At 51.9% G+C, this 23,861-nt stretch carries 25 protein-coding genes and 1 pseudogene; 3 read left to right on the top strand and 23 right to left on the bottom strand.

What is annotated here, in order from left to right; genetic code table 11:
• Positions 1–84: 84 nt before the first annotated feature.
• Complete coding sequence (gene zinT / locus AABJ99_RS09880) at positions 85–735, top strand: metal-binding protein ZinT (protein WP_039020684.1); 651 nt, start codon at positions 85–87, stop codon at positions 733–735.
• 344 nt (positions 736–1,079) lie between these two features.
• Positions 1,080–1,610 carry a cytochrome b gene (yodB, locus tag AABJ99_RS09875; RefSeq protein WP_039020683.1) on the top strand — a complete coding sequence of 177 codons (531 nt, stop codon included), beginning with the start codon at positions 1,080–1,082 and terminating at the stop codon, positions 1,608–1,610.
• A gap of 983 nt (positions 1,611–2,593) precedes the next feature.
• Here yodB and cdtC read toward each other — a convergent pair.
• The 4 genes and pseudogenes from cdtC to AABJ99_RS09855 all read right to left on the bottom strand — a co-directional run.
• Positions 2,594–3,166 (bottom strand): cytolethal distending toxin type I subunit CdtC, encoded by a 573-nt coding sequence (gene cdtC, locus AABJ99_RS09870; protein WP_338387551.1) that lies wholly within the window; start codon positions 3,164–3,166, stop codon positions 2,594–2,596.
• Positions 3,163–3,984 (bottom strand): cytolethal distending toxin type I nuclease subunit CdtB, encoded by an 822-nt coding sequence (cdtB, locus tag AABJ99_RS09865; protein ID WP_000734593.1) that lies wholly within the window; start codon positions 3,982–3,984, stop codon positions 3,163–3,165. The genes cdtC and cdtB overlap by 4 nt, the downstream gene beginning before the upstream one ends.
• Complete coding sequence (cdtA, locus tag AABJ99_RS09860; protein WP_000358618.1) at positions 3,981–4,694, bottom strand: cytolethal distending toxin type I subunit CdtA; 714 nt, start codon at positions 4,692–4,694, stop codon at positions 3,981–3,983. Before cdtA ends, cdtB begins: the two co-directional genes overlap by 4 nt.
• Before the next feature lie 583 nt (positions 4,695–5,277).
• Positions 5,278–5,439, bottom strand: a pseudogene (locus tag AABJ99_RS09855) (tail fiber assembly protein); the annotation flags it as partial.
• Between the two features lie 149 nt (positions 5,440–5,588).
• On the opposite strand from AABJ99_RS09855, the gene AABJ99_RS09850 reads away from it, so the two are divergent.
• A complete protein-coding gene (locus tag AABJ99_RS09850) occupies positions 5,589–6,257 on the top strand; it encodes a class I SAM-dependent methyltransferase (RefSeq protein ID WP_000239881.1) in 669 nt (222 codons plus the stop codon).
• Between the two features lie 54 nt (positions 6,258–6,311).
• On the opposite strand, the gene AABJ99_RS09840 is transcribed toward AABJ99_RS09850, so the two are convergent.
• The 19 genes from AABJ99_RS09840 to AABJ99_RS09750 all read right to left on the bottom strand — a co-directional run bounded on the left by AABJ99_RS09840 (position 6,312) and on the right by AABJ99_RS09750 (position 23,859).
• On the bottom strand, positions 6,312–6,896 hold the full coding sequence (locus AABJ99_RS09840; RefSeq protein WP_338387550.1) for a tail fiber assembly protein: 585 nt from the start codon (positions 6,894–6,896) through the stop codon (positions 6,312–6,314).
• A 10-nt stretch (positions 6,897–6,906) separates the two neighbouring features.
• Positions 6,907–7,797, bottom strand: coding sequence for a macro domain-containing protein (locus AABJ99_RS09835; RefSeq protein ID WP_338387415.1), 891 nt, complete (start codon positions 7,795–7,797; stop codon positions 6,907–6,909).
• Positions 7,794–10,025 carry a prophage tail fiber N-terminal domain-containing protein gene (locus AABJ99_RS09830; protein ID WP_338387416.1) on the bottom strand — a complete coding sequence of 744 codons (2,232 nt, stop codon included), beginning with the start codon at positions 10,023–10,025 and terminating at the stop codon, positions 7,794–7,796. Before AABJ99_RS09830 ends, AABJ99_RS09835 begins: the two co-directional genes overlap by 4 nt.
• Positions 10,026–10,089: 64 nt before the next feature.
• Positions 10,090–10,689: an Ail/Lom family outer membrane beta-barrel protein gene (locus AABJ99_RS09825; protein ID WP_094249085.1), complete on the bottom strand. Its 600-nt coding sequence runs from the start codon at positions 10,687–10,689 to the stop codon at positions 10,090–10,092.
• Between the two features lie 66 nt (positions 10,690–10,755).
• Positions 10,756–14,154 (bottom strand): phage attachment tail tip protein J, encoded by a 3,399-nt coding sequence (gene gpJ / locus AABJ99_RS09820; protein WP_338387549.1) that lies wholly within the window; start codon positions 14,152–14,154, stop codon positions 10,756–10,758.
• Positions 14,155–14,214: 60 nt separating this feature from the next.
• Positions 14,215–14,817 (bottom strand): tail assembly protein, encoded by a 603-nt coding sequence (locus AABJ99_RS09815; protein WP_000090847.1) that lies wholly within the window; start codon positions 14,815–14,817, stop codon positions 14,215–14,217.
• Positions 14,754–15,497 (bottom strand): C40 family peptidase, encoded by a 744-nt coding sequence (locus AABJ99_RS09810; RefSeq protein ID WP_187186370.1) that lies wholly within the window; start codon positions 15,495–15,497, stop codon positions 14,754–14,756. Before AABJ99_RS09810 ends, AABJ99_RS09815 begins: the two co-directional genes overlap by 64 nt.
• A gap of 5 nt (positions 15,498–15,502) precedes the next feature.
• Positions 15,503–16,201, bottom strand: coding sequence for a phage minor tail protein L (locus tag AABJ99_RS09805; RefSeq protein ID WP_001152652.1), 699 nt, complete (start codon positions 16,199–16,201; stop codon positions 15,503–15,505).
• Positions 16,201–16,530, bottom strand: coding sequence for a phage tail protein (locus AABJ99_RS09800; protein WP_000847332.1), 330 nt, complete (start codon positions 16,528–16,530; stop codon positions 16,201–16,203). The genes AABJ99_RS09805 and AABJ99_RS09800 overlap by 1 nt, the downstream gene beginning before the upstream one ends.
• The gene (locus AABJ99_RS09795; RefSeq protein WP_338387548.1) at positions 16,527–19,076 is read right to left on the bottom strand and encodes a phage tail tape measure protein; all 2,550 of its coding nucleotides are present in this window, start codon (positions 19,074–19,076) and stop codon (positions 16,527–16,529) included. Before AABJ99_RS09795 ends, AABJ99_RS09800 begins: the two co-directional genes overlap by 4 nt.
• Positions 19,069–19,503, bottom strand: coding sequence for a phage tail assembly protein T (locus tag AABJ99_RS09790; protein ID WP_000459457.1), 435 nt, complete (start codon positions 19,501–19,503; stop codon positions 19,069–19,071). The genes AABJ99_RS09795 and AABJ99_RS09790 overlap by 8 nt, the downstream gene beginning before the upstream one ends.
• Positions 19,485–19,907, bottom strand: coding sequence for a phage tail assembly chaperone G (gpG, locus tag AABJ99_RS09785; RefSeq protein ID WP_000479153.1), 423 nt, complete (start codon positions 19,905–19,907; stop codon positions 19,485–19,487). The genes AABJ99_RS09790 and gpG overlap by 19 nt, the downstream gene beginning before the upstream one ends.
• 15 nt (positions 19,908–19,922) lie before the next feature.
• Positions 19,923–20,663 (bottom strand): phage tail protein, encoded by a 741-nt coding sequence (locus AABJ99_RS09780; protein WP_042966661.1) that lies wholly within the window; start codon positions 20,661–20,663, stop codon positions 19,923–19,925.
• Between the two features lie 7 nt (positions 20,664–20,670).
• Positions 20,671–21,066 carry a phage minor tail U family protein gene (locus AABJ99_RS09775; RefSeq protein ID WP_000683105.1) on the bottom strand — a complete coding sequence of 132 codons (396 nt, stop codon included), beginning with the start codon at positions 21,064–21,066 and terminating at the stop codon, positions 20,671–20,673.
• On the bottom strand, positions 21,063–21,641 hold the full coding sequence (locus AABJ99_RS09770) for a phage tail protein (RefSeq protein ID WP_000985116.1): 579 nt from the start codon (positions 21,639–21,641) through the stop codon (positions 21,063–21,065). The genes AABJ99_RS09775 and AABJ99_RS09770 overlap by 4 nt, the downstream gene beginning before the upstream one ends.
• Before the next feature lie 11 nt (positions 21,642–21,652).
• The gene (locus AABJ99_RS09765) at positions 21,653–22,006 is read right to left on the bottom strand and encodes a head-tail joining protein (protein ID WP_000785282.1); all 354 of its coding nucleotides are present in this window, start codon (positions 22,004–22,006) and stop codon (positions 21,653–21,655) included.
• 11 nt (positions 22,007–22,017) lie between these two features.
• A complete protein-coding gene (locus tag AABJ99_RS09760) occupies positions 22,018–22,404 on the bottom strand; it encodes a DNA-packaging protein FI (RefSeq protein WP_338387547.1) in 387 nt (128 codons plus the stop codon).
• 41 nt (positions 22,405–22,445) lie between these two features.
• Positions 22,446–23,471: a major capsid protein gene (locus AABJ99_RS09755; protein WP_000063218.1), complete on the bottom strand. Its 1,026-nt coding sequence runs from the start codon at positions 23,469–23,471 to the stop codon at positions 22,446–22,448.
• 55 nt (positions 23,472–23,526) lie between these two features.
• Positions 23,527–23,859 (bottom strand): head decoration protein, encoded by a 333-nt coding sequence (locus AABJ99_RS09750; protein WP_338387546.1) that lies wholly within the window; start codon positions 23,857–23,859, stop codon positions 23,527–23,529.
• Between the last annotated feature and the right edge of the window lie 2 nt (positions 23,860–23,861).

Here is a 23,861-nt window from a genome sequence, read left to right as displayed (position 1 = left end):
TTGTTTCCTAAGAGTTATTGCATTTCGTCATATGTTACAATATAACATAACACATCATGTACAATAACTCTGGAGGAAACTGTTTTGGCGATTCGTCTTAATAAACTGGCTATTGCTTTAGGTGTCTTTATTGTTAGCGCTCCTGCCTTTTCGCATGGTCATCACTCACACGGCAAACCCTTAACAGAGGTCGAACAAAAAGCGGCTAACGGTGTTTTTGATGATGCCAATGTACAAAACCGAACGCTCAGTGACTGGGATGGAGTCTGGCAATCCGTTTATCCCTTACTGCAAAATGGCAAGCTTAACCCCGTCTTTCGAAAGAAAGCGAATGCAGATAAAACCAAAACATTCGCAGAAGTTAAAGATTATTATCAGAAAGGCTACGCGACAGATATCGAAATGATTGGTATTGAGGACGGCATTATTGAATTCCATAGAAATAACGAAACTACATCCTGTAAATATGATTACGATGGATACAAAATACTCACCTATAAATCAGGCAAGAAAGGCGTTCGTTACTTATTCGAATGTAAAGATCCTAAAAGCAAAGCTCCTAAATATATACAGTTTAGCGATCATATAATTGCACCACGAAAATCATCTCATTTTCACATTTTTATGGGCAATGATTCGCAGCAATCTTTATTGAATGAAATGGAAAACTGGCCAACATATTATCCATATCAGTTGAGTAGCGAAGAAGTGGTCGAGGAGATGATATCTCATTGAGTCTTCCATGAATAGCGTCTCGATGCCGTTTTTATTAAGTTATCATAGCAGCCACGGGTCCATCCACAAACGCCACTGAATGCAAGGTAGCTGCAGACACGCTCATCGCTATGACGTGTCTGCATCTTAATAAGCAAGCCCTCATAGGGTTAATTAATAACGGACTCCATATACAATACTGCCAACAGCGTAAGATAACTGGGCGCAGGCAATTGCTTATATTGACTGTTCACAATTTACCCTTTTCAATTTTTTAAATAACAAATTCTTAAAACCACATCTGTATAAGGTATTTTTAAGGTTCGTGGGATAGCTTGACTGTGAAAATTACAGGAGCTATAAAAATGAATCGATTCACAAAAACTCAAATTTATTTACACTGGATAACGCTGCTTTTCATTGCAATCACTTATGCCGCAATGGAACTCCGTGGCTGGTTTCCCAAAGGTAGTAATACTTATCTGTTGATGCGTGAAACACATTACAATGCGGGTATCTTCGTTTGGGTGTTAATGTTTTCACGCCTTATAATAAAACACCGTTATAGTGATCCCTCTATTGTGCCACCGCCACCTGCCTGGCAAATGAAAGCGGCTTCGCTAATGCACATCATGCTTTATATAACCTTCCTTGCGCTTCCACTGTTGGGGATTGCTTTAATGGCTTATAGTGGAAAATCGTGGAGTTTCCTTGGTTTCAATGTGCCGCCTTTTGTTACCCCAAACAGTGAAATTAAAGTACTGATAAAAAATATTCACGAAACCTGGGCGAACATAGGTTACTTTTTAATAGCAGTCCATGCTGGCGCAGCACTCTTTCATCATTACATTCAGAAAGATAATACTCTGTTACGAATGATGCCCCGCCACAAATAAGTCGCTCTCCTGACAAAAGAAATGTGAACCATGAGCCCCAACACATCATAAATCTATACGGAACGGCATAACGCACTCTTTCCACTATCAACCCAGGGGAGCAGAAAGTGTGTAAATCATACGATGGTAAGACTTATCAAAAATACAGGTTAATTTTGGTATTTAAACCTTTTTTACTTGTTAGTATGATACAAAGGCTTTCAAAAAAGCTGGGAAATTCAACAACTCTTGGAAATTATGGACTTTGTCCCGCGGCTTTAATCTGACGGCCGCGTTCCTTTTTTGGCTCAATTATTAACCCTTTTTCTTCGTAACTTCAGTTCCCGCCACTAACGTAACATCGGTTTCATAGGATCAATGTCTAAAGCATAAGATGAGAAGAATAATGAGGACCAAAAAGAAAACGACTGAATAACTGCAGATTTACGCTCGAAACCCTCATGTCAGATCAATAGCTAATCAAGTGCTGAATGTCACAGTATCGAACAGAAAACAGTGACGATCTAAACCTTCAAGAATATTCTACGATTGTTCTGTTAAGAAAAAGCAAGGCGGGAAGTTAGGAGATAAGTCATTGATAAAGTGGCGGAGAGAGGGGGATTTGAACCCCCGGTAGAGTTGCCCCTACTCCGGTTTTCGAGACCAATGATACAGAGTCGAAAAATCAAAGAGTTAAAAATTTTCCTTGGAATAAATGTCTTAAAATCGTACACGAAAAATCAATGAATTACATACCATTAAAGAAGAATATTCCAAGCCTTCTTGAGTCCACCACCTGTTTTCAGGTGTCATTCAGACGTGATTTGCCACAGATTGGGAAAGCACGCTTTTTTCTCAGCTTATTCCGTTTTGCCTGTGTGTTGAATAATTCCACTGCAGTTATATAAAATCGGTAACGGCTGGAAATCATTCAATACTCGCACTATCGAAAAGCTTACCAGCCAACCGCGGCAAGTTGCATACAACGTGCCGCGTTTTCCAGATCAGCTCGTTAATGGAGACATTATTGCCGGAGATAATGGTGGATTCAGCATCCAGAGTAACCCCGGCGGCACCGTATCAAAAGGACGCCCAAGATCATCAACACATTTTTTTAATCTGAAATCTGTAATGCTCTCTCCATTCCCTAGGCATTGACCGCTTCCTATTGACTTGATTTGCACAGCCCCAGTATCACTGGTTATAAATGTAAACAATGCGTTACGGTCACTTTCAGAGCACTGCTTAGCCACTGCCAATTGCCCGTTTAGAATAGCAAAGCATTCATTGCCATCAGGATTTTTAATCTGAACATGCCCTCCCGGTGCCGATATCAAATCCAAATCATTAGTCTTTACTTCAGATATAACCCAATTATTTACATTAAAGTCACTGCCAACAGGATTTCGGATTATCCCCCCTGTAAGAACGTTTCTGATATTAACCAATACTGGACTGGGTTCAGGGTCTACAGGGGTATTGTTGCCGACAAACTGAGTAAGAAGATTACGCTGATTTGCAGGTTCAGAAGCACAACCTGTCAGCAGTAAAACAAAAAGCACAATAACTGTTTTCATCTTCTTGCTCCTCTTCCAGGAATAAAGCCAACCGGAAAGTGATCAGAGGCAATTTGCCCTCTTAATAATCCGAATAACAACGAGGCCCTCAACAGAGGAAGTACAAAGCTCACTGAATTTCCAACTACCGCATAATCAAGAACACCACCACTGGCTTGCGTTGGATCTGGTGGAGCAATAATATTTACATGATTACGAATCCCTGGTTCAAGAGTTGAAAATAGTGTAGCCGGTGAACGGTTAAAATCTCCTGCAATCATCCAGTTAGCGGCCTGTCTTATAGGATCCGTTTGTCTGTTGAAGAACTCAAAAACACTATTTACAATTGCTCCTGAATCCACGCCTCGATTCGCCAATGCATGGGTTGAGAAGAAAACATCATTACCAATTCTAATGCCGATGATCGGTCGTGATACAACAGTTGGAGGAGGTAATACAATCACCTCATCAGCTCTTCTGTTTGAAACAATCGCAAGATTTACTCTGTTAGCGAATGCATCAACACGTGAGAAATATATAAACAACTCCTGTGGACGACTATTGGTTCCGGTATTCCAGATATACTCATTCATTGGAATACCGGGAGTGCTAAATTCTCGCTCAGTCAACGTTGCAGAAGCTGGTACTGCCCCTGCCTCCTGAACCATCAGGATATCAACAGCACCACTTCCCGTAACAAGTTGTCGGACATGTGTGTTCCATTTATTTTCTGTCGGTGCATTTGAACCTTGCAAATTCCAGGTTGCAACTTTAAAATCGCTTAAATCTGCAAAAGAAATACCCGGCAAAATCATTAACAGGAATAATAATTTTTTCATACTCCCTCCATTCCATCAGGTTTGTCGTGAGGTGGAATTGGTAATGGTCTGAATGGTCTTAACTCTGGCTTAATCAGATTTGGTTTTGCCGCTCTGACAGGTGGACTTATTGCCCATAGCATTTCTTGCGTTTCTTCTTTTGCACCAGGGCATTTCTCAAGGGTGATTGTAAAAGCAAACGGTGACAGTATAGTTCTGCTTAAATAGTCTGCTCTTATACACGTCTGCAAGGCACTACTTCTTATAAGCACATTACCATTAGTAGAAGGCAGTAACTGAAACTCCTGAGATAACGAGTTATCATCACAGGTATTATGTATCACCCCGTTTTTAAAAGCCTCCATGCAAGTCCCCTGGGCAACATTAACAAATTTCACTGTGCCGGCATCTTTACCATCCACAACCTTCCAGTTCCGATTCTCACCAAAATTTACTGAATCAAAAGGAGTATACCCCCAAAGCCAGTTACGAACAGGTCTGGCCCAAATAGTAAGCAGCGCTCCACCAGTGCTCATTATTGAAACTTCAGGAAAATCAGTGTTGTTGGCTCCAAGTGTTGGAGTTGCACCGTTTGAAGTCACTGCAATACCTTGTCCAGGGATTCCAACCAATTCTACATTTTTTCCCGGAGGGGAAGGTGAATCTCCGATCCCATTCGAGCAACCAGTAATTATAAGTGTGCACAAAAATGCAATTAGTTTTTTATCCACTGTATTTCCTCCTCTGCACCACCTCTTCTTTATAAAAAAATAGAAACAACAAAGCAACGAAAATATTACTAACAAGATTAATGAGAAAATGTAAAACCAGAACAAAAAACAAGTTTATTATAACGCCCGTTATTATTTATCAGGTTGCTAACAGCATACTCAAATATAATTCTTTACATTCCCCAAAAACTATGCAATATGACCATAACATCTACGGTTCAGTAGATACTCGCCTGTCTGTTTCATTACGTAATATACCTATTTAGGTGTATGCATAAGACCAGCCTGGTATAAATGACTATATTATTTCGCAGAAGGTGAGCGAATTAGATGATTAATCCTTTTTATTCAATATATTAGGTTTGTTTTTGAGTGATTTTGCCGTTTAAGGTAACGGCGTTATAGATCCTATCAAAATCAATCAATTGCATTCTGGTTTTGGAGAAAGATTTTTCGAGAGCTTCGGTCTTTAACTAAAACTGATTGCGTATAATCCCAATACCCCCCTCCCCGACTATCTGAATGGTCGGGGAGGCACTTCAAGCACAAAATATCATCCCTGTGCTGTTGATTACTCTGCAGGTTAAGTCGGCCACTCAATATCAGGTGCAGTTGATGTATCAACACGGTTCAGCAACACCCGATACTTTTTCCAGGCTTCCAGCAACGAGGTCTCTTCCTCCGTTGCGATTTCCAGATCTGCAGCATCCTGAAGCGGCGCAATATGCTCACTGAATTCCTGGATGTAGAACTGTGTGGTGACGGTCTTCCAGCCATTCGGCTCCTGCTGTATCGAAGCATACCAGGCTATTTCAATATCGCTATGCTGCGGCAGCATTTAACCCCTTGTAATTCATCGCCATAATTGATTTAATTCACAAATAAAACTATAACATGGTGAAATTAATGAAAAAAAACACAGATGATGGGGCTAAAATTTACACACCACTTACCCTAAAGCTTTATGACTGGTGGGTTTTGGGAGTATCAAATCGGCTTGCATGGGGATGTCCTACAAAGGAACACCTTCTTCCACACTTTCTGGAACATTTAGGTAACAACCATCTGGATATTGGTGTTGGAACTGGGTTTTACCTTACTCACGTACCTGAGAGTAGTCTGATATCTTTAATGGATTTGAACGAAGCTAGCCTGAACGCGGCATCTACAAGGGCTGGGGAATCAAAAATTAAACATAAAATTAGCCATGATGTTTTTGAACCTTATCCCGCGGCGTTACATGGTCAATTTGATTCCATTTCCATGTTTTACCTTCTTCACTGCCTGCCTGGAAATATATCTACAAAAAGCTGTGTAATACGCAATGCGGCGCAGGCCTTAACTGACGATGGAACTCTATACGGAGCCACAATTCTTGGCGATGGAGTTGTGCACAATAGCTTCGGTCAAAAACTGATGCGCATTTACAATCAGAAAGGCATCTTTTCAAATACAAAAGATTCCGAAGAAGGCTTAACACATATACTCTCAGAGCATTTCGAGAATGTTAAAACCAAGGTTCAAGGTACTGTAGTAATGTTTTCCGCTTCAGGGAAAAAATAGCATCCAACCGCAGCACGTTCTTGCATACGACGTGCTGCGGCATAATCCCAATGATTACTCCCTGACAGGGTTCGTAGGCCACTCAATATCAGGTGCAGTTGATGTATCAACACGGTTCAGCAACACCCGATACTTTTTCCAGGCTTCCAGCAACGAGGTCTCTTCCTCCGTTGCGATTTCCAGATCTGCAGCATCCTGAAGCGGCGCAATATGCTCACTGGCTACCTGCATCAGGCTGTTTTTTGTTTCTTCCGCCTCCCGGATCCGGAACAGTTTTTCTGCTTCTGCATCTTTCACCCAGGCTGTGCCGTTCCACTTCTGATATTCCCCTTCCGGCGACAACCAGGTAACATTTTCCGGTAATGGGCCAAGTTCAGAAATAAATAACGCGTCGCCGGAAGCCACGTCATAGACGGTTTTACCCCGATGGTCTTCAACGAGATGCCACGATGCCTCATCACTGTTGAAAACAGCCACAAAGCCAGCCGGAATATCTGGCGGTGCAATATCGGTACTGTTTGCTGGCAGACCTGTATGAGGTGGAATGTATGCATCACCTTCACCAATAAATTCATTAGTTCCGGCCAGCAGATTATAAATTGTTATGGTCCGTGGTTGTTCACTCATTCTGAAATCCATGTTTTCACCTCTACTTAATATCAGAGACAGAATATTGTTTATTGAGCGTATGGGTGTGAGCACCAATAACGATGCTGCTTCCGTGGCTGTGTGCGCCAGAGGTGAGATTGCCTACGGGATTTTCTGGATTAAACCGGTGTGTATGCGAATCAGGGCGAGAGCGATTATTAGTCAGCACGTCATCAGCCTGATGCACATGGCTAATACAGACCTGCCCGGAACGTGAGCAATACGTCCGGTAATCGCCGCATCCAATATATTTAGTATCCGCATAACGGCAAACAGAATTACCCGGACAGTATGCATATGTGCCAAATACTGCCGACTGGCGGGAGTGTGCGTATTCCCAGTTAATTGATTCTGTTTTCTTATTAAAGTTATCCCATGCCTGCTTCATTTGCCGGGCAACGCTTTCAAACGGCACCTGACCACATCCGGCCCCCATTGCAGGGAATACCACCGTCTTTATTTTCCTGTCTGTCGTTGCATTTTTATTGTGCTGAAAGATGGCAAGTAAAGCGGCCCACGTGGCGTTATATACAGCGTCTGTTCCGTCAATTGTCAGTGGAACACGCATGGTTGGCGCGTGTACCAGCCAGGGGTGATGATTATTCCCCGTTTCAATAACAAATGCAGAACCTACAGGCTGTTCGCCTAAATATTCACGAAGAATATGATTCTGAACGCGGGACTGTAACTGAGTACCGAAGAATGCGGTAATGGCGGCATCAACACCGCCATCCATCAGGCCGAAACTATTTGCCGCACTTACCATGCAGTCAAATTCTCTGATTGTTTCAAATGGCTTTCCGACAATATTCACATTATCTGCGTTTGCAAATACCCGATTAAATGCTTCAGCCATTTCTGTTACTGGTGCAGAAAGAATGAGCGTAATCATGCAAGCCTCACAATATAGTTAAATGCGATGTTTTTGACGGTGTTTTCCGCGTTACCCGCAGCGTTAACGGTGATGGTGTGTCCATGTGAACCAATCGCAACGGAGTGCGTGTGTGCACCAATACCGACAGTATGTGCGTGAGCACCTGCAGATGCAGCTGTGCCGCTGACACTATGAGTGTGCGCTCCTGCAGCACTTGTATTCACACTGGCCGCAGACACTACCTTATGTACAGACCCATTTTGTGACCACTGGGTGACTGCTGATGCACCTGTGACACTATGAGTATGGTTTCCGGCACTTGCGGCTGTACCGCTCACACTGTGCGTATGCGCCCCGGTGTTATTCGTGGATTTAGTGCCGTAATCAAACGACGATGTGGTTTTCGTCCCCAAATCCGTACTGGATGCGCTGGCGCTGTGGGTGTGCGATTTAATGCCGTCCTGTTCCTGAGACAATACGGCCCGACCACTGGCAGGTTTGCCCTTAATCGTCCAGCCACGCATATCAGGGATCACGCCTGACGGATAAGCGACTGCAAGTTTCGGGTATGCAGATTTGTCAAAAGTCTGCCCCTGCATCAGAGCATAACCAGACGGAACGGTATCTGATGGCCACGGAACGGGAGCTCCTGCAGGAAAGGGCGAACTCTCTTCCAGCCCGAGGTATTCACGAACTTCTGCAGCTGAGTTTTTTGCCAGAATATCCCTGCCAGTCTGAGTCAGTTCTGTCAGGCTGGCGGCATCATTTTCCGTAAAATACGGTAATTTATTTTTCGCCGTGGTAAGCCCTGCCAGCGCAGTTAACGTTGCGTCAAGAGGCTGTTTCCCGGCCAGCGCATTTATCATTGTTGTCGCAAAGTTAGGGTCATTGCCAAGTGCTGCCGCAAGCTCATTAAGGGTATCAAGGGCTTCTGGTGATGAACCGGCCAATGCGGATATAGCAGCCCGTACGTAAGCAGTCGTAGCAATCTGCGTATTGTTTGTGCCCTGTGATGCCGTCGGCGCGGTCGGCGTTCCTGTCAGATTCGGACTTTCAGCCGGCGCTTTTTTGTTCGTCTCATCCATGACGGCCTTAACGGCGCATGGGGTCGCAGCAAGTGTTTCAGATGTACTGTCGGTCGCACTGCTGAGCTGCACTATCCCCTTTCTCGTCGTACTCGCATCTTCAAGCGCCACGGCGGATGCAATATCCTCTGCCCGTTTTGCCGCTGTCTCGGCGCGCGTTGCTGCAGATTCCGCCGTACTCTTGCTCTGAGCTGCCGCTGTCGCACTACCAGCTGCCTCTGTCGCCTTCGTGGATGCCGTCGTGGCGCTGCCCCTCGCTGCTGACGCCTGTCTGGTCGCCTCATCTTTTGAAGCAGACGCAGATGATGCCGATGATGCCGCCGAACTGGCGGACGATGCAGCTGCCGTTTCTGAGGATTCTGCACGGGTTTCCGACGCTTTCGCGTTCGTCTCGGATGTCTTCGCGGCAGAAGCAGACCTCGCTGCTGCAGTTGCCTGTTCAGTGGCTTCGCCGGCCTTCGTTGTAGCTGTTGAAGCAGACGAAGCAGCACTTTCTGCCGATTTTCCGGCGGCGGTGGCACTGGCTTCGGCATTCGTTTCTGATGTTTTCGCCGCACCGGCACTGGTGGCCGCCGCGCTTTTTGAGGACTCTGCAGCGGCAGCACTTTTTTCCGCTTCAGTGGCCTTTGCTGATGCCGTTCCTTCGCTGGAAGACGCTGACTGAGCCGACGACGCGGCCTGTCCGGCTGACGTGCTGGCTGCGCGTGCTGAATCTGCAGCATCAGTCGCATGGGTTGCCGCCTCACGGGCTGATGTGCCGGCATCGCCGGCTGACTTTTTCGCGGCTGCCGTGTTCTGTACCACCGCGGACGCGTTACGCGCCACCTCTTCCACCATCAGTTCAAAACGGCGCAGAGCCTCCGGACGGGCATCATCCTCCGTCATTGCACCGAGAAAATCATTCAGCGTACCGGGTCGGGAATCTTCATACACGGTGATGGTCCCGGCATGTGACGGCGGGAATCCTTCCACCAACAGAATAACGCTGTACTGACCGTACTCAACGTCCATGCTGTAACGCCCGGCTTCATCCGGATTTTCTGAGGCCAGCGTGTTCACCACCACCGTGGTGCTGTTACGTTTTGCTTTCAGCTGGATTGTGCAGTTCTGTACCGGTTTTCCTGTGCCGTCTTTCAGTACACCTGAAATCTTTACTGCCATATTCACCCCACAAAAAAGCCCGCCTGAACCGGCGGGCTGTCATAACACTGTGTTACCTGGCTAATCAGAACTTATAACCGACACCAACGATGAACCCGTCAGTGCGCCAGTCGCCACTGCCGGAGCCTTCATAAGCGACATCAACGGCCACGGATTCGGTCGGGTTAAACTGCACGCCAGCTCCCCACGCCAGAGAGGTGTTACTGTGGCGAGCGTCATCACTTCCGGTCAGCACGTCGTGCCTTTTTCCCTTGTTGTCAGTTACGCGGAGATAATCCCCGGAAAAAGTCGACACACGGCTGTAAGCCACGCCTGCCATCGCATACGCGCTGAACCATTCATTCACGCGTACAGACGGCCCCGCCATCACGCTGAACCAGCGGTTACGCACGGAATCTTCATGCCAGCGGGTATCGCTGTAATGGGTGAGCTGGCGATTCTTGTCTCCTGCATAGCTGAACGACGTCACCATCCCCAGTGTGTCCGTAAACTCATAACGGTATTTCACGTTAATCCCGTTCAGATCATCACTGCCGGGAACGTTCGTCCGGGCATGAAGATACCCCGCGCTCAGCGTGGACTGATGTTCAGACGCCCATGCAGGCGCACCGGATACGGCCAGACAAATGGCTGCGGACAAAATGGCGGCATAAAGTTTACGCATAATTACCTCTCGCTTTTCTGCAATAAAAAAGGCGTCATTTCTGACGCCCGTTCTGGGTTATAAAATTCAGCTGATACTGATACCTGCTGTGGATTTTTTCATCACCACAACCAGCAGATCGCTGATACTGGTTGTTGGTGTCCAGTTATTCGCTCCTGATGAAGATACGGTGAATGTCAGTGTCAGCGTCCCCTGTCCGGCAGTCATATCTATAACTGAGGAAAATACGCCCTGAGCATCCGTCGTGGACTGATTAAAAATCTCCTGACCATTGCGGGTCACTCTTAACCGGCAGGTTGAATACCAGTATGACTGTTGGTTATTACTGTTGAAATTCTCATGCTTACCACCGCGGAATAACACTGGCGGTATCATGACCTGCCGGTCAAATTTCTGATCATCACTGATTCTTACCGTGATGGTGCCACTGGCATAACTGTTCGTGCGGGGGAAAGACTTGCTGACCGTTTTGACAATATCGCCTTCAATCTGATTGGCTGACAGTTTCCCCTTAATCTGACAGTTCTCATTAATCGTGACGTTGTTGAGCGTCCCGGAGTTCGCATTCACACTGCCACTGATATCCGCATTTTTAGCAGTCAGCTTTCCGTCCGGTGTCAGGGAAAATGCCGGTGGATTTCCACCGCTGGTAATGGTGGGGGCCGTCAGGCGCTTCAGGAACACGTCGTTCATGAATATCTGGTTGCCCTGCGCCACAAACATCGGCGTTTCATTCCCGTTTGCCGGGTCAATAAACGCGATACGATTGGCGGCAACCAGAAACTGGCTCAGTTTGCCTTCCTCCGTGTCCTCCATGCTGAGGCCAATACCCGCGACATAATGTTTGCCGTCTTTGGTCTGCTCAATTTTGACGCCCCACATGGCATTCCACTTATCGTTAGCATCCTTCCACTCTTTCGAAAACTGCTCCAGTTTGCTGGCGTTATCCTCCGTCAGGTCGACTTTTTCCAGCAGCTCTTTACCAAGATGGGATTCGGTTATCTTGCCTTTGAAAAAATCCAGATAGCCGGATGCATCATCGCTCGCCCGACCGACGGCCTCCACGAATGCCGATTTGCCAACGGTGTTCACACTGCGGATATAAAAGTAATAATCATGGCCCGGTTTGATATTGATACTGGCGGCTATCCAGTACAGCCCCGTGCCAAGGTAGCGGGCTGTGGTTTCAACCTGCCTGATATCGGTAATCCGCGTTTCCGAGAACCAGAACTCAAATTGTACCGTCGGATCATAAACCGCAAGATGCGGCGTGGCGGTTATCTGAAAATAGCCCGGTGTCAGCTCAATCCGAGACGGCGCTGCCGGTGCGGCAATCCGGAACGATACCGATGCCGGATCGCCCTGCTGTCCCCACGCATTTACCGCCCGGACCGTCAGCCTGTAGTTTCCTGGCGCCAGTTGCGTGAAGCGGTATGTGGTTTCCGTCGTCCTGGCCGTACTGACCAGCCGCTCACTGCCATCGTCCGCTGCCACGGTCAGGCGAAGCAGGAAGCTCACCCCCTTCACCACCTTCGGCGTGTCCCAGCGCGCCAGCACCTGATATTCCCCGCTGTCTGCGGTGACTTCGGCAGTCAGGTGCTGCACCGCGGGCGGCGTGACGCCATTCACCGTGCCGCTCAGGTCGCCGTCAAAGTGCGCCCCGTTATCCACGATGGCTTCTTTTTCGGGTACATGCTGCACGGCGGTGATGGCATACGTGCCGTCGTCGTTCTCACGGATACTCACGCAGCGGAACAGGCGCTGGCGCAACGTCGGCAACTTCAGCCCCCATACGCTGTATCCGGCAACGCCGTCAGGAACACGGCTCACTTTTACCTTCACGCCGTCGGTGACGGACTGGACCTCCACGCTGACCGGATTGCCACTTCCGTCAACCAGGCTTATCAGCGTGGTACCGGAGGATGGCAGCGTGATTTCACGGTCGAGCGTCAGCGTCCGGGTCTGGCTGTTCACCGCCAGCACGCGCCCGCCGATGCTGATCCCCGCATAGTCATCATCGCAGATTTCAATAACATCACCCGGCACATGGCGAAGCCCTTCGGCACCCACGCTGAAATCCACGGTCTGCGTCTCCAGCAGCTCCGTTTTAATCAGCCACAGCCCGGCGCGGTGTGCCTGCCCCCGGCTGGTACAGCCAAAGGCATCCATCTTCGTGACGTTACGACCGTAACGGAGAATGGCCTGCGTGTCCTCCACAAGCTCTGTCGCCGTCTCCCAGCCGTTATCCGGGTCAATCCAGTTCACCTCAACGGCATTATGGCGGTCCTTGAGGGCGCTGAAGCTGTAGCGGAACGGCGCGCCATCATCCGGCATCACCACATTACTGCGGTTATAGGTCCACACCTTATCCGACGGTCGGTCCTGCACGAACGTCAGCGTCTGCCCGTTCCATACCGGCATACAGCGCATCGCCGAGCAGAAATCGCTGAGAACATCCCACGCCTTACGCTGTGTGGTCAGGTAGGCATTACAGGTGATGCGCGGCTCTGTGCCGCCAAAGCCGTCCGGCACTGACTGGTCGCAGTACTGGCCGATGACATACAGCGCCCATTTATCCACATCCGCCGCACCAAGACGTTTCCCCATGCCGTAGCGCGGATGGGTCAGCATATCCCACAGACACCAGGCCATGTTGTTGCTGTATGCCGGTTTAAACGTTCCGTCCCAGATACCGCTGTATTGCCGCGTCTGCGGGTTATAATTCGACGGCACCTGCAGAATACGCCCGCGCAGATGATAATTACGGCTCACCTTCTGGCTGCCGAACTGCTCCGAGTCCACCTGCACGCCGACCAGTGCCGTGTTCGGGTAGCACTGTTTCACATCGATAATTTCGGTGTATGACGACCAGAGCGTTTTGTTCTGCAGCTGGTCTGTGGTGCTGTCCGGCGTCATCCTGCGCATCCGGATATTAAACGGGCGCGGCGGCAGGTTATCCACCACCACCGAGGCCAGATACTGTGAAGAGGTTTTACCCTTAATGGTGATGTCTTTTTCCGTCACCCAGCCACCGTTACGTTGTATCTGAACCAGCAGGCGGACTTCCGATGGATTCCTGTCCCCCTTTGAGGTGGTTTCCACCAGTGCCTGCACGCCGAAAGTAAAACGCAGACGGTCAATGTTTGCCGACGTGATGGTCCGGGTGATCGGCGTGTCATATTTCACTTCCGTACCCAGCACCGTCTCGGAGCCGGAGGATTCAAATCCCTCCGGCGGTGACTGCTCCTGCTCACCGGCCCGGAACACCACCGTGACACCGGAGATGTTGGTATTCCCCTCAGTGTCCAGCACCGGCGTACTGTTCAGCAGCACGCTTTTTAAGCCATCCACCGGACCTTCAACCGGCCCTTCGCTGATGGCATCGATCACACTCAGCAACTGCGTGGACTTCAGGTTGTCCTTCGCTTCGCGCGGGGTATGCCCCTTACTGCTGCCTTTACCCATTCGTCATGCTCCATAAACGACAAAACCGCCCGCAGGCGGTTTCACATAAAATGTTTTGCATCAGCGACCAATCACCACAACCTGACCACCGTCCCCTTCGTCTGCCGTGCTGATCTCCTGAGAAACCACACGTGACCCCACACGCATTTCACCGTACAGAACGGGCAGGACATTGCCCTGGGCAACCATATTATCCAGTGAAGAAAAATAGGTGTTCTGTTTGCCGTTATCCGTTGTCTGTGTGCGGGGGGTTTTGGGTTTAGGGGCCAGCATCTGTGCAACACCGCCAAGCGTCATACTGGCACCGAGAGAAAACAGCAGATTACTCGCCATAATTCCTACCCCCGGCATCCATATAGCAACCGCCATAACAGCCGCCCCCAGCACAGCCTGAAACACACCGCCACTTTTGGCTCCCGCCAGACGCGGCACGATATGGATCACAGCACCATTTGCCAGCGGTTCATTAAGACGGGCTGATAATTCCGTTTCACCTGTATCACGCCCGGCAATGCGTACCTGATACCAGCCGTCGCTCAGCTTCTGACGAAACGCCGGGATCTGCATGGCCAGCGCCCGGATGGCTTCGGCCCCCGTTTTCACACGCAGATCGATGCGGCGGCCAAATCGTTGTAAATCCCCGTAAAGGCAGATGCGCGCCATGCCCGGTGACGCCAGAGGGAGTGTGTGCGTCGCTGCCATTTGTCGGTATACCTCTCTCGTTTGCTCAGTTGTTCAGGAATATGGTGCAGCAGCTCGCCGTCACCACAGTAAATGGCGGCATGATTCGGCACCGATGAACCAAAGCAGCACAGCAGCACGTCGCCAGGCTGCGCCTCTGTCAGTGCGACACGGTAAAAACCAGTCGCCTCCATATTGTCAAGATAGAGATTCTGACCGTTACGCCACCAGTCATCCCCGCGATGAAAATCCGGCATCTCAATCCCCGCCAGATGATAAGCATCCCGGAACAGCGTGTAACAGTCCGTCACCCCGTGCTCAAAGCGCCGCCCGGTGAGATGCGGCACACAGCGGAACTTGTGAATCGCCCCCCGGCAGACCAGCCACCACGGCAAATCACTCTGCACCTGCAGCCGCCTGTCGGCCTCACTCAGCCAGGGCTGACCACCGGGGTGGCTGTGGACCAGCGCCACAATCTCACCCTGCATTTCTGCCTGCAGCCAGTCTTCCGGCGACATACGGAAATACGCCTCCGGCTCACCGGAGATATTCACGCAGGGGAAATATCTTTCCCCCTCCGGCGTGCTTACCACGAAGCCGCACGACTCCGCTGGCGCACATCGCCGGGCGTGCGCCAGAATCGCTGATTCTGTCTGTGTCATGGGATTTACTGCGAAAGTTTGTTAATGGAAAGGAAGCCGCCAAAGTTGCCGACGTTATTGCGGAACTTACAACCGCTCAGGCATTTGCTGCATTTATCCTTCGTGATATCGGACGTTGGCTGGTCATATTCATCCGCGACCGCCGGACCGTGATAACCGCACTCATCGCCGCGATAGGTCCAGGTGCAGGTGTTGGCCAGCATGATACGTCCCGGAAAAACAGCGCCATCCGTTTCCGTCGGCGTGGACAGTACAAAGGAGGCACTCACCGCGCTCAGTTCGCTGCACTGCTCGATGCGCCAGCGGCTGATCACCTCCTGCTCCGGATCGGCGTCGCTGTTTCCGTTGACGAAGTTCACCGCATCCAGAAAACGGGCGTAAACCTTACGCCGGACCACCGTTCCGCCGACCAAACTCTGCAGATCTTCCGCCATCCCGGTGACCATACCGTACAGGTTAGAAACCGTCAGCGTGGGGCGCGTACTGGTGCCTTTGCCATTCAGTTCAAGACCACTCCCCTGAATGGGATATGGCTGATACTGTCGCCCCTGCCAGGTGACCGGCTCACCTTTTTCGTTCTGCTCATTACAGAAAAAATAACGTTCTCCACCGACCTCTGTCAGATCGATTTCCCAGAGCACCACGCTGGCCGACTGCTCCGCACGGGTGCATTCATTCAGTGTTTCCTGCCGGATATCCTGCATCAGTTCACCACCTGTTCAAACTCTGCGCTGAACTCAACACGCAGCATACTGACCCGCGACGACCATTTTGCGCAGGTCACCTTTATCTGCCGCCACTCATAAGGCGGCGTCCACAGAAAGGATTTCCAGCCCCCGTGCTCAGCCAGAAACGACTCAAGCGCCGTGGCCTCCCAACGGGGAACAGAAAGCGTCACGCTGTACGTTTTCAGGTCGGCATTCAGCCCGGCAGGCGCTCGCTGGGAATAGCCATCACCAAAGCGCACCTTTCTTACGGAAGGGGCCGAAGCCACATCCATACCGGGTTTCACTTTCCAGCGGAAGGTTTTCATCGTCCACCTCCGGAGAACAGGCCACCATCACGCATCTGTGTCTGAATTTCATCACGGGCACCCTTGCGGGCCATGTCATACACTGCCTTCATCATCTGTGGACCTGGCAGACCATTCGTACCGTCGTTCTGAATCACCACGTGATTGTTCTGATTAAAATTAATGCCTTCAGCCCGCCGCATCTGCGCCGGACTTCCGGCACCGCCCACATAACCACCTTCCGCATAGCCGCGCATCAGCCGGTAAAGATTCCCCACGCCAATCCGGCTGGTTGCCTCCTTCGTGAAGACAAACTCACCACGGTGAACAATCCCCGCTGGCTCATATTTGCCGCCGGTTCCCGTAAACCCTCCGGTCGCAAAATGGAATTTCGCCGCAGCTGCCTGAATGGCTGTACCGCCTGACGCTGATGCGCCGCCGCCAATGGCGCTGCCTATACTTCCGACAATCCCCACCATTGCCTGCTTAAGCAGAATTTCTGTCATCATGGACAGCACGGAACGGGTGAAGCTGCGCCAGTTCTGCTCACTGCCGGTCAGCATCGCCGCCATATTCTGTGCAATACCATCAAAGGTCTGCGTGGCTGCACTTTTTACCTGCGACATACTGTCCGTGGCGCTCTCTTCCCACTCACTCCAGCCGGACTTCAGGCCTGCCATCCAGTTCCCGCGAAGCTGGTCTTCAGCCGCCCAGGTCTTTTTCTGCTCTGACATGACGTTATTCAGCGCCAGCGGATTATCGCCATACTGTTCCTTCAGGCGCTGTTCCGTGGCTTCCCGTTCTGCCTGCCGGTCAGTCAGCCCCCGGCTTTTCGCATCAATGGCGGCCCGTTTTGCCCGTTGCTGCTGTGCGAATTTATCCGCCTGCTGCGCCAGCGCGTTCAGGCGCTCCTGATACGTAACCTTGTCGCCAAGTGCAGCCAGCTGGCGTTTGTACTCCAGCGTCTCATCTTTATGCGCCAGCAGGGATTTCTCCTGTGCAGACAGCTGGCGACGTTGTGCCGCCTCCTCCAGTACCGCGAACTGACTCTCCGCCTTCCACAAATCCCGGCGCTGCTGGCTGATTTTCTCATTTGCTCCGGCATGCTTCTCCAGCGTCCGGAGTTCAGCCTGAAGCGTCAGCAGGGCAGCATGAGCACTGTCTTCCTGACGATCGCCCGCAGACACCTTCACGCCGGACTGTTTCGGCTTTTTCAGCGTCGCTTCATAGTCCTTTTTCGCCGCCGCCATCAGCGTGTTGTAATCTGCCTGCAGAATTTTCCCGTCCTTCAGTGCCTTGTTCAGTTCTTCCTGACGGGCGGTATATTTCTCCAGCGGCGTCTGCAGCCGTTCGTAAGCCTTCTGCGCCTCTTCGGTATATTTCAGCCGTGACGCTTCAGTATCGCTCTGCTGCTGCGCATTTTTGTCCTGTTGACTCTGCTGTTCAGCCTTCTTTCTCGCGGCTTCAAGCGCAAGACGGGCCTTTTCACGATCATCCCAGTAACGCGCCCGCGCTTCATCGTTAACAAAATAATCATCCTTGCGCAGACTCCAGATGTCGTCCGCTTTCTTAAACGCAGCCTCTGCCTTAATCAGCATCTCCTGCGCGGTATCAGGACGACCAATATCCAGCACCGCATCCCACATGGATTTGAATGCCCGCGCTGTCCTGTCTGCCCAGGTCTCCAGCGTACCCATGTTCTCTTTCAGGCGGCGGGTCTGGTCATCAAACCCTTTCGTCGCGGCCTCGTTCGCCGCCTGCAATGCCCCGGCTTCATCGCCGGAACGCTGCAACTGAGCAACATACGCAATCTGCTCCGCCGTCACGTTATGGAACTGGCGTGCCATCGCCGTCAGCCCCGACGTCGGGTCTGTGGTCAGCTTCCCGAAGGCTTCAGCGACCTTGTCCACCTCCACGCCGGATGCAGAGGAGAAACGCGCCACACTCTGGCTGATGGACGCAATCTGAGCCTCACCGCTTACCCCCGCCTTAACCAGTGCGCTGAGTGACTCGCTGGTCTGGTTAAACGTCAGCCCTGCCGCCTGCCCGGCTCTGGACAGGACCAGCATACGATCTGCCGTCAGTCCCGCCTGATTGCCGGAAAGGACCAGCGTTTTGTTGAAATCGGACAGGGTTGAGTTGCCCTGATACCAGGCATACGCCAGCGCACCGGTCGCCACCGCCAGCGAGGTGGCCCCCACCATCGGCAGGGTGATCGCACCGGCAAGCCCCCTGAACATGGGGATCATCCCGCCGAAGGAGTCCTTCACCTGCCCCCCCTGTTGCAGCAGGATCAGCCACGGACTTTGCCCGCCTGCAAGCTGCGTGGCCACGTCGGTGAACTGTGCAGGCAGCATACGCATGGCGGCTTTATACTGCCCGACGGAAATCCCCGCTTTCTGTGCAGCCAGCGCCTGTCGGCTCAGCGACTGTTCAACGACTGCCGCTGTTTTTTTCGCATCACTTTCCGTACCGGAAAAATGACGCCTGACTCTGGCCATCTGCTCGTCAAATCTGGCCGCATCCAGACTCAAATCAACGACCAGATCGCCTACCGGTTCAGCCATACCGGACTCCTCCTGCGATCCCTTCTGATACTGTCATCAGCATTACGTCATCCTCCGTCATGTCCGCCACATCCGGGGAAGCGGGGATAACTTCATTCCCGTCCGGGCCAAAGCGGACACCTCCGGCAAGCCCTGCCGCTTTCTGCATCAGCACATCATCTTCAGGCTCTTCGTCAGCCTCGCGCCGGTTCAGCAGACTGAAATCCAGCGGATGCATATCCGGATCGCTGAAAAACAGGCTGAGCACGGTGTACGTCAGCCCGGAAAAGTGCATATCCAGCAGAACATCATGAAAATAATGGGTACTGTAAAAGCGGTGCCAGTCGGCATACTCCGTGGATGACATCCCGGCAAGCATGGCACGCCAGTCGGGTCGCCCCATCTCACGCGCCAGTTTCAGGGCAAAACTCAGCTCACCGTCGAACACTTTCCCGCAGAAACAGGCTCTGCGGGCCCGGCGTCCTCTGTCTGTTCAGGGGCATTATTCACCACAAACTCATACATACCAGACAGCCGGTACACCACGTTTTCAGCATGAGAAATTGCCTCCGTGGGCCAGGTGGTAAGCACTTCCTGCTCAATCTGTTTAACGGCTTCATTCATGGACGGCATCTGCGTCTTCTGCGGATGGTTATGCCACAGGGACATCGCCACCAGAAACGCGCCGGTTCTGATGGCGTCTTCCACAGTAAACTTCCGGTTGCTGTCTGACTCCGCCTGTTCTGCCTGCCGTTTCATCAGGGCGAGATGCTCAATGCGCTGCAGGGCTGACAGTTCAGAAAGCGTGACGGTCACACCGTTATGTTCAAATGATTCGGTTTTCAGGAACATCGCTGACTCTCCGGATTAACTGGCGGTGACGGTAATTTCTGCAACCGCAGCAAACTCACCATTACCGGATACAACCGGAATGTTGACCTTGCCTGCAGCAACGCCGTTCACGGTGATGGTCATACCACTGACCGACACGGTGGCTTTTGTTTTATCCGCAGACACCGCACGAAAGCTCTTGTCGGTTACGCCCTCCGGCTGGAAGGCCACGGTCAGCGTGGTGCTCTGCCCTTTCACCACCGAGGTGCTGGCAGGCGTCACGGTCATGCCGGTTGCCGCTGTTACCGTGCTGCGATCTTCTGCCATCGACGGACGTCCCACATTGGTGACTTTCACCGTGCGGGTGATCACTTCCTTCGCCGTCACCGCCTTACCGATACTGCTGACCCAGCCACGGAACACATCGACCGTGCCGTTCGGGAAGCGGATTTTATAGGCACGGGTATCGCCTTCATTAAACCACGCCAGCAGCGCCTGCTGCCCCTGCTCTCCGGGCATCCACGCCAGCGTGAAGCTGGTATCTCCGGCAGATTTCTGCCCCTGCCCGGTCGCGGTCCAGTCCGCATCTTCATCATCGAGATAACTGTCGTCATAGGACTCAGCGGTCAGTTCGCCGGGCGTCAGGTCTTTAACTTTTGCCAGACGCGACCAGTCAACGTCTGAAAGCGGGTTCGCATAAGGGTCGCCGCTCCCGTTATAAACCCACAGGGTGGTTCCGGCACCTTTCACCGGTATTGCTGGATTTGGTACAGGCATATCGTCCTCACATTTCATAGGTAATGACATAAGTCAGATCGGCTGAACTCCACAGGCCCGCATCATCGTCGCGCCGGTAGTCATAGCCGCTGGCCACCATACTGGTGATCAAATCTGACAGTGCCGGGATATCGCTCATCACCGGATAAATCCGGGACTCCATCCACGCATCCAGCTCTGAATCCGGCACCTGAGCAGGCAGGAAAACTTCGATATGCAGCTCCGCCTGCCAGGTATCGCTGTCCAGCTCTTCGCCCGTGTATTCAGCGCCGGTGAGATAAACGGCAACTGCCGGAAAATCCGCCTCATCAAAAACAGCGGGGCGACCATCAAAAAACGTCGCCCCGGTGTCATGCTTCTCCAGTGCATCCAGTACGGCTGCACGGAGTTCAGTATGTTTCATCGCTTTATTACCATCCTCAGTTGATGCTGCAGCGCATAGCCCAGCTCTTTCGGAAGACGTTCACGCCGTATCCGCTCAATATTTTGTTTAAACGCCGTGGTCAGCGGCACCGCCATCGGGATTTTCACCACATCAATGGGGTAACGGTTTTTCCCGGCCACACGCTGCATGACATGCCACCGGCCATTTTTCAGTTGCTGAATAAACGCGCCGGGAATACGACGGTTTCCCACCACAAGCACGCTGCCGCCACCTTTCAGGGCTGAACGCTGCCCCTTTTTACGACGCCTGCGTCGGGACAGGACAATCCGCGCGTTACCCAGCTTTATTACGGGCAAATCCCCCCGGTTAACCTTGATTCTGGCCTGCGGATTTTTGACCGTGGCCCTTTTCAGCCTGGCCCTTTCCTTTACCAGTTTCCGGCGTACCTTTGTCTCACGGGCAACCTGTGACGCCGACTGCGATATCGCGGATGAAGCAACGCGGTTAATGGCCATTGCGGCGGCACCGGGCACCGCCGTTCTGCTGATACGGCTGAGGTTTTCAACGGCCTGCTCAAGACCTTTTATGGCCATACATCCCCCTTTCAGCGGCGACGGTTAACGGCAGGCGGTACGCCCCGCCCAAGCCAGAGATGACAGCTTCCGCCATCATCCGGCGAAATCCGGTCCACCCAGAAGTTTTCCTCGCCGATGGTCAGTGTGTCTCCACGCCGCAGCTGCCGCACATCATCAGTCCGGACAAACAGGGACGGGCTGGAGCCTTCAACGCGCACCCCCTGTCCGGCATAGCTGATATTTTCAGGGTCATCAAAAACACCACGTATCACAGCACCGGACAGCTCACCGGATGTCATGGTGGCTGACGTTCCCATGTACCCGCGTATCGTTTCATCGGCGCGGGCAATGGCAGCATCGAACAGGTTATCGGAATCAGCCACAGCGCCTCCCGTTATTGCATTCTGGCCAGGCCATGTTCTGTCATTTCGGCTGCCACACCGGCAGAGACACGAAACGCCGTTCCCGGCAGCACAAATGCCACAGGCTCATCCCGCGTGGCGTGAAGTGCATCAGTATGCAGCGTCACCAGTGCCACGACCGTGACCAGAGCAGCCGTATCAGTCACGGTATCCGGCTGCGCTGATACCACCTCATTTTCATGCCCGGTCAGCGCATTTTCCGGGCTGAGAGGGGTATCCTGATCGGCAGTGTCATCAAGCTCCTCTTCCAGCTCTGCCACACGGAGCGCCAGTTCTTCTTTCGTCCCCGTCAGGCTGACATCACGGTTCAGTTGCTCACCCAGCACCTGAAGACGGGCAATCAGTTCATCTTTCGTCATGGACTCCTCCACAGAGAGAAAATGGCCCCGAAGGGCCATGATTACGCCAGTTGTACGGACACGAACGCATCAGGGTCAGCCAGCAGCATCAGCGGTGCTGACTGAATCATGGTGAACTCACGCGCCGGATCGCCGGTGGTCACCCAGTTTTTCGGGTAGCGGGCAGAGGCGTTAATACCTTCGCGCTGTGCGTCCGCATCCTGAATGCAGCCATAGGTGCGCAGACCGCGTGCCTGAGTGTTCCCCAGCACCATCGTGTTGTCCGGAAGGAAGTTCTTTTTGACGTCGTTTTCCACATACTGTCCGGAATACACGACGATCGCCGTATCGCCATACATCCCCTTATAGGACACCGCTTCGCCCAGGTCTTTTACCGCTGTCTCCAGCTCGGAATTAGAGCCGCGACGGGTATCCAGCTTCTCCTTGACGGCTTTGAAGGAACGGAACAGCGCCCAGCCTTTCGGATCAAACACGATGATATTCACCACACCGCTGGCGTTCAGCGCGTAGGCTTCGATATCGTCGGTCGGGTCATACGTGGACTTGTCACGCTTGCTCCACTCCGTACCGCCGGACTGCGTGATGTTGTTCGCCACACTGCGGCCCATATCCACTTCAACCGGATCGAAGGCTTCACCGGTCATGGTGTATTTGCCCTTAAGCACGGCAGAAACTGCCTGCATCTCTTCGACCTGAGCAATGGCCAGCTCTTCGTCTCGCATGTTCTGCAGGATGATGCGACGGCGGCGGTAAGCCGGGTCCGCCAGATTCTGTGGATCTTCATCCGGCAGGCGACGCAGGGTCATCTGCGGATTCACCTCATGCTTGGGTTTGACATATCCCGGTGTAAATTCAGAGGTGGAGCCGCCACGGGAGCGGATAACCTCACCGGAAACAATCGGCGAAACGTACAGCGCCATGTTTACCAGTCCCGGAATTTGTGAGAGATAGACTTTCTCCGTGGTGAAGGGATAGCTCTCACGGAAAAAGAGACGCAGAAACAGCGGATCAAACTTAAATTTCTTCTCATTTGCCGCCAGCAGCTGGGCGGTTGTGTACATCGACATAAAAAAATCCCGTAAAAAAAGCCGCACAGGCGGCCTTTAGTGATGAAGGGTAAGGTTAAACGATGCTGATTGCCGTTCCGGCAAACGCGGTCCGTTTTTTCGTCTCGTCGCTGGCAGCCTCCGGCCAGAGCACATCCTCATAACGGAACGTGCCGGACTTGTAGTACGTCAGCGTGGTGCTGGTCTGGTCAGCATCAACCGCCAGAATGCCAACGGCAGCACCGTCGGTGGTGCCATCCCACGCAACCAGCTTACGGGTGGAGGTATCCAGCATCAGCGGGGTCATTGCAGGCGCTTTCGCACTCAATCTGCCGGGCGCGGTTGCCGTATGTGCCGGGTCACTGTTGCCCAGCGGCTGGTAATGGGTAAAGGTTTCTTTGCTCGTCATAA

The sequence above is a fragment of the Escherichia coli genome, assembly GCF_036503815.1.
GTDB classification, from domain to species: Bacteria; Pseudomonadota; Gammaproteobacteria; order Enterobacterales; family Enterobacteriaceae; genus Escherichia; species Escherichia coli_F.
The sequence above is the reverse complement of the archived record's forward strand: the minus strand, read 5'-3'. Positions and strand labels throughout refer to the sequence as shown.

Coding starts and splice junctions, on each gene's coding strand:
- AABJ99_RS09760 (WP_338387547.1), bottom strand. CDS start 22,404: ATGACGAAAGATGAACTGATTGCCCGTCTTCAGGTGCTGGGTGAGCAA.
- AABJ99_RS09780 (WP_042966661.1), bottom strand. CDS start 20,663: ATGCCTGTACCAAATCCAGCAATACCGGTGAAAGGTGCCGGAACCACC.
- gpG (WP_000479153.1), bottom strand. CDS start 19,907: ATGTTCCTGAAAACCGAATCATTTGAACATAACGGTGTGACCGTCACG.
- AABJ99_RS09810 (WP_187186370.1), bottom strand. CDS start 15,497: ATGACACAGACAGAATCAGCGATTCTGGCGCACGCCCGGCGATGTGCG.
- AABJ99_RS09795 (WP_338387548.1), bottom strand. CDS start 19,076: ATGGCTGAACCGGTAGGCGATCTGGTCGTTGATTTGAGTCTGGATGCG.
- AABJ99_RS09800 (WP_000847332.1), bottom strand. CDS start 16,530: ATGAAAACCTTCCGCTGGAAAGTGAAACCCGGTATGGATGTGGCTTCG.
- cdtC (WP_338387551.1), bottom strand. CDS start 3,166: ATGAAAACAGTTATTGTGCTTTTTGTTTTACTGCTGACAGGTTGTGCT.
- gpJ (WP_338387549.1), bottom strand. CDS start 14,154: ATGGGTAAAGGCAGCAGTAAGGGGCATACCCCGCGCGAAGCGAAGGAC.
- AABJ99_RS09840 (WP_338387550.1), bottom strand. CDS start 6,896: ATGGATTTCAGAATGAGTGAACAACCACGGACCATAACAATTTATAAT.
- AABJ99_RS09815 (WP_000090847.1), bottom strand. CDS start 14,817: ATGGCGCGCATCTGCCTTTACGGGGATTTACAACGATTTGGCCGCCGC.
- AABJ99_RS09770 (WP_000985116.1), bottom strand. CDS start 21,641: ATGGCCATAAAAGGTCTTGAGCAGGCCGTTGAAAACCTCAGCCGTATC.
- AABJ99_RS09830 (WP_338387416.1), bottom strand. CDS start 10,025: ATGGCAGTAAAGATTTCAGGTGTACTGAAAGACGGCACAGGAAAACCG.
- AABJ99_RS09805 (WP_001152652.1), bottom strand. CDS start 16,201: ATGCAGGATATCCGGCAGGAAACACTGAATGAATGCACCCGTGCGGAG.
- AABJ99_RS09755 (WP_000063218.1), bottom strand. CDS start 23,471: ATGTCGATGTACACAACCGCCCAGCTGCTGGCGGCAAATGAGAAGAAA.
- yodB (WP_039020683.1), top strand. CDS start 1,080: ATGAATCGATTCACAAAAACTCAAATTTATTTACACTGGATAACGCTG.
- cdtB (WP_000734593.1), bottom strand. CDS start 3,984: ATGAAAAAATTATTATTCCTGTTAATGATTTTGCCGGGTATTTCTTTT.
- AABJ99_RS09825 (WP_094249085.1), bottom strand. CDS start 10,689: ATGCGTAAACTTTATGCCGCCATTTTGTCCGCAGCCATTTGTCTGGCC.
- AABJ99_RS09835 (WP_338387415.1), bottom strand. CDS start 7,797: ATGATTACGCTCATTCTTTCTGCACCAGTAACAGAAATGGCTGAAGCA.
- AABJ99_RS09850 (WP_000239881.1), top strand. CDS start 5,589: ATGGTGAAATTAATGAAAAAAAACACAGATGATGGGGCTAAAATTTAC.
- AABJ99_RS09775 (WP_000683105.1), bottom strand. CDS start 21,066: ATGAAACATACTGAACTCCGTGCAGCCGTACTGGATGCACTGGAGAAG.
- AABJ99_RS09750 (WP_338387546.1), bottom strand. CDS start 23,859: ATGACGAGCAAAGAAACCTTTACCCATTACCAGCCGCTGGGCAACAGT.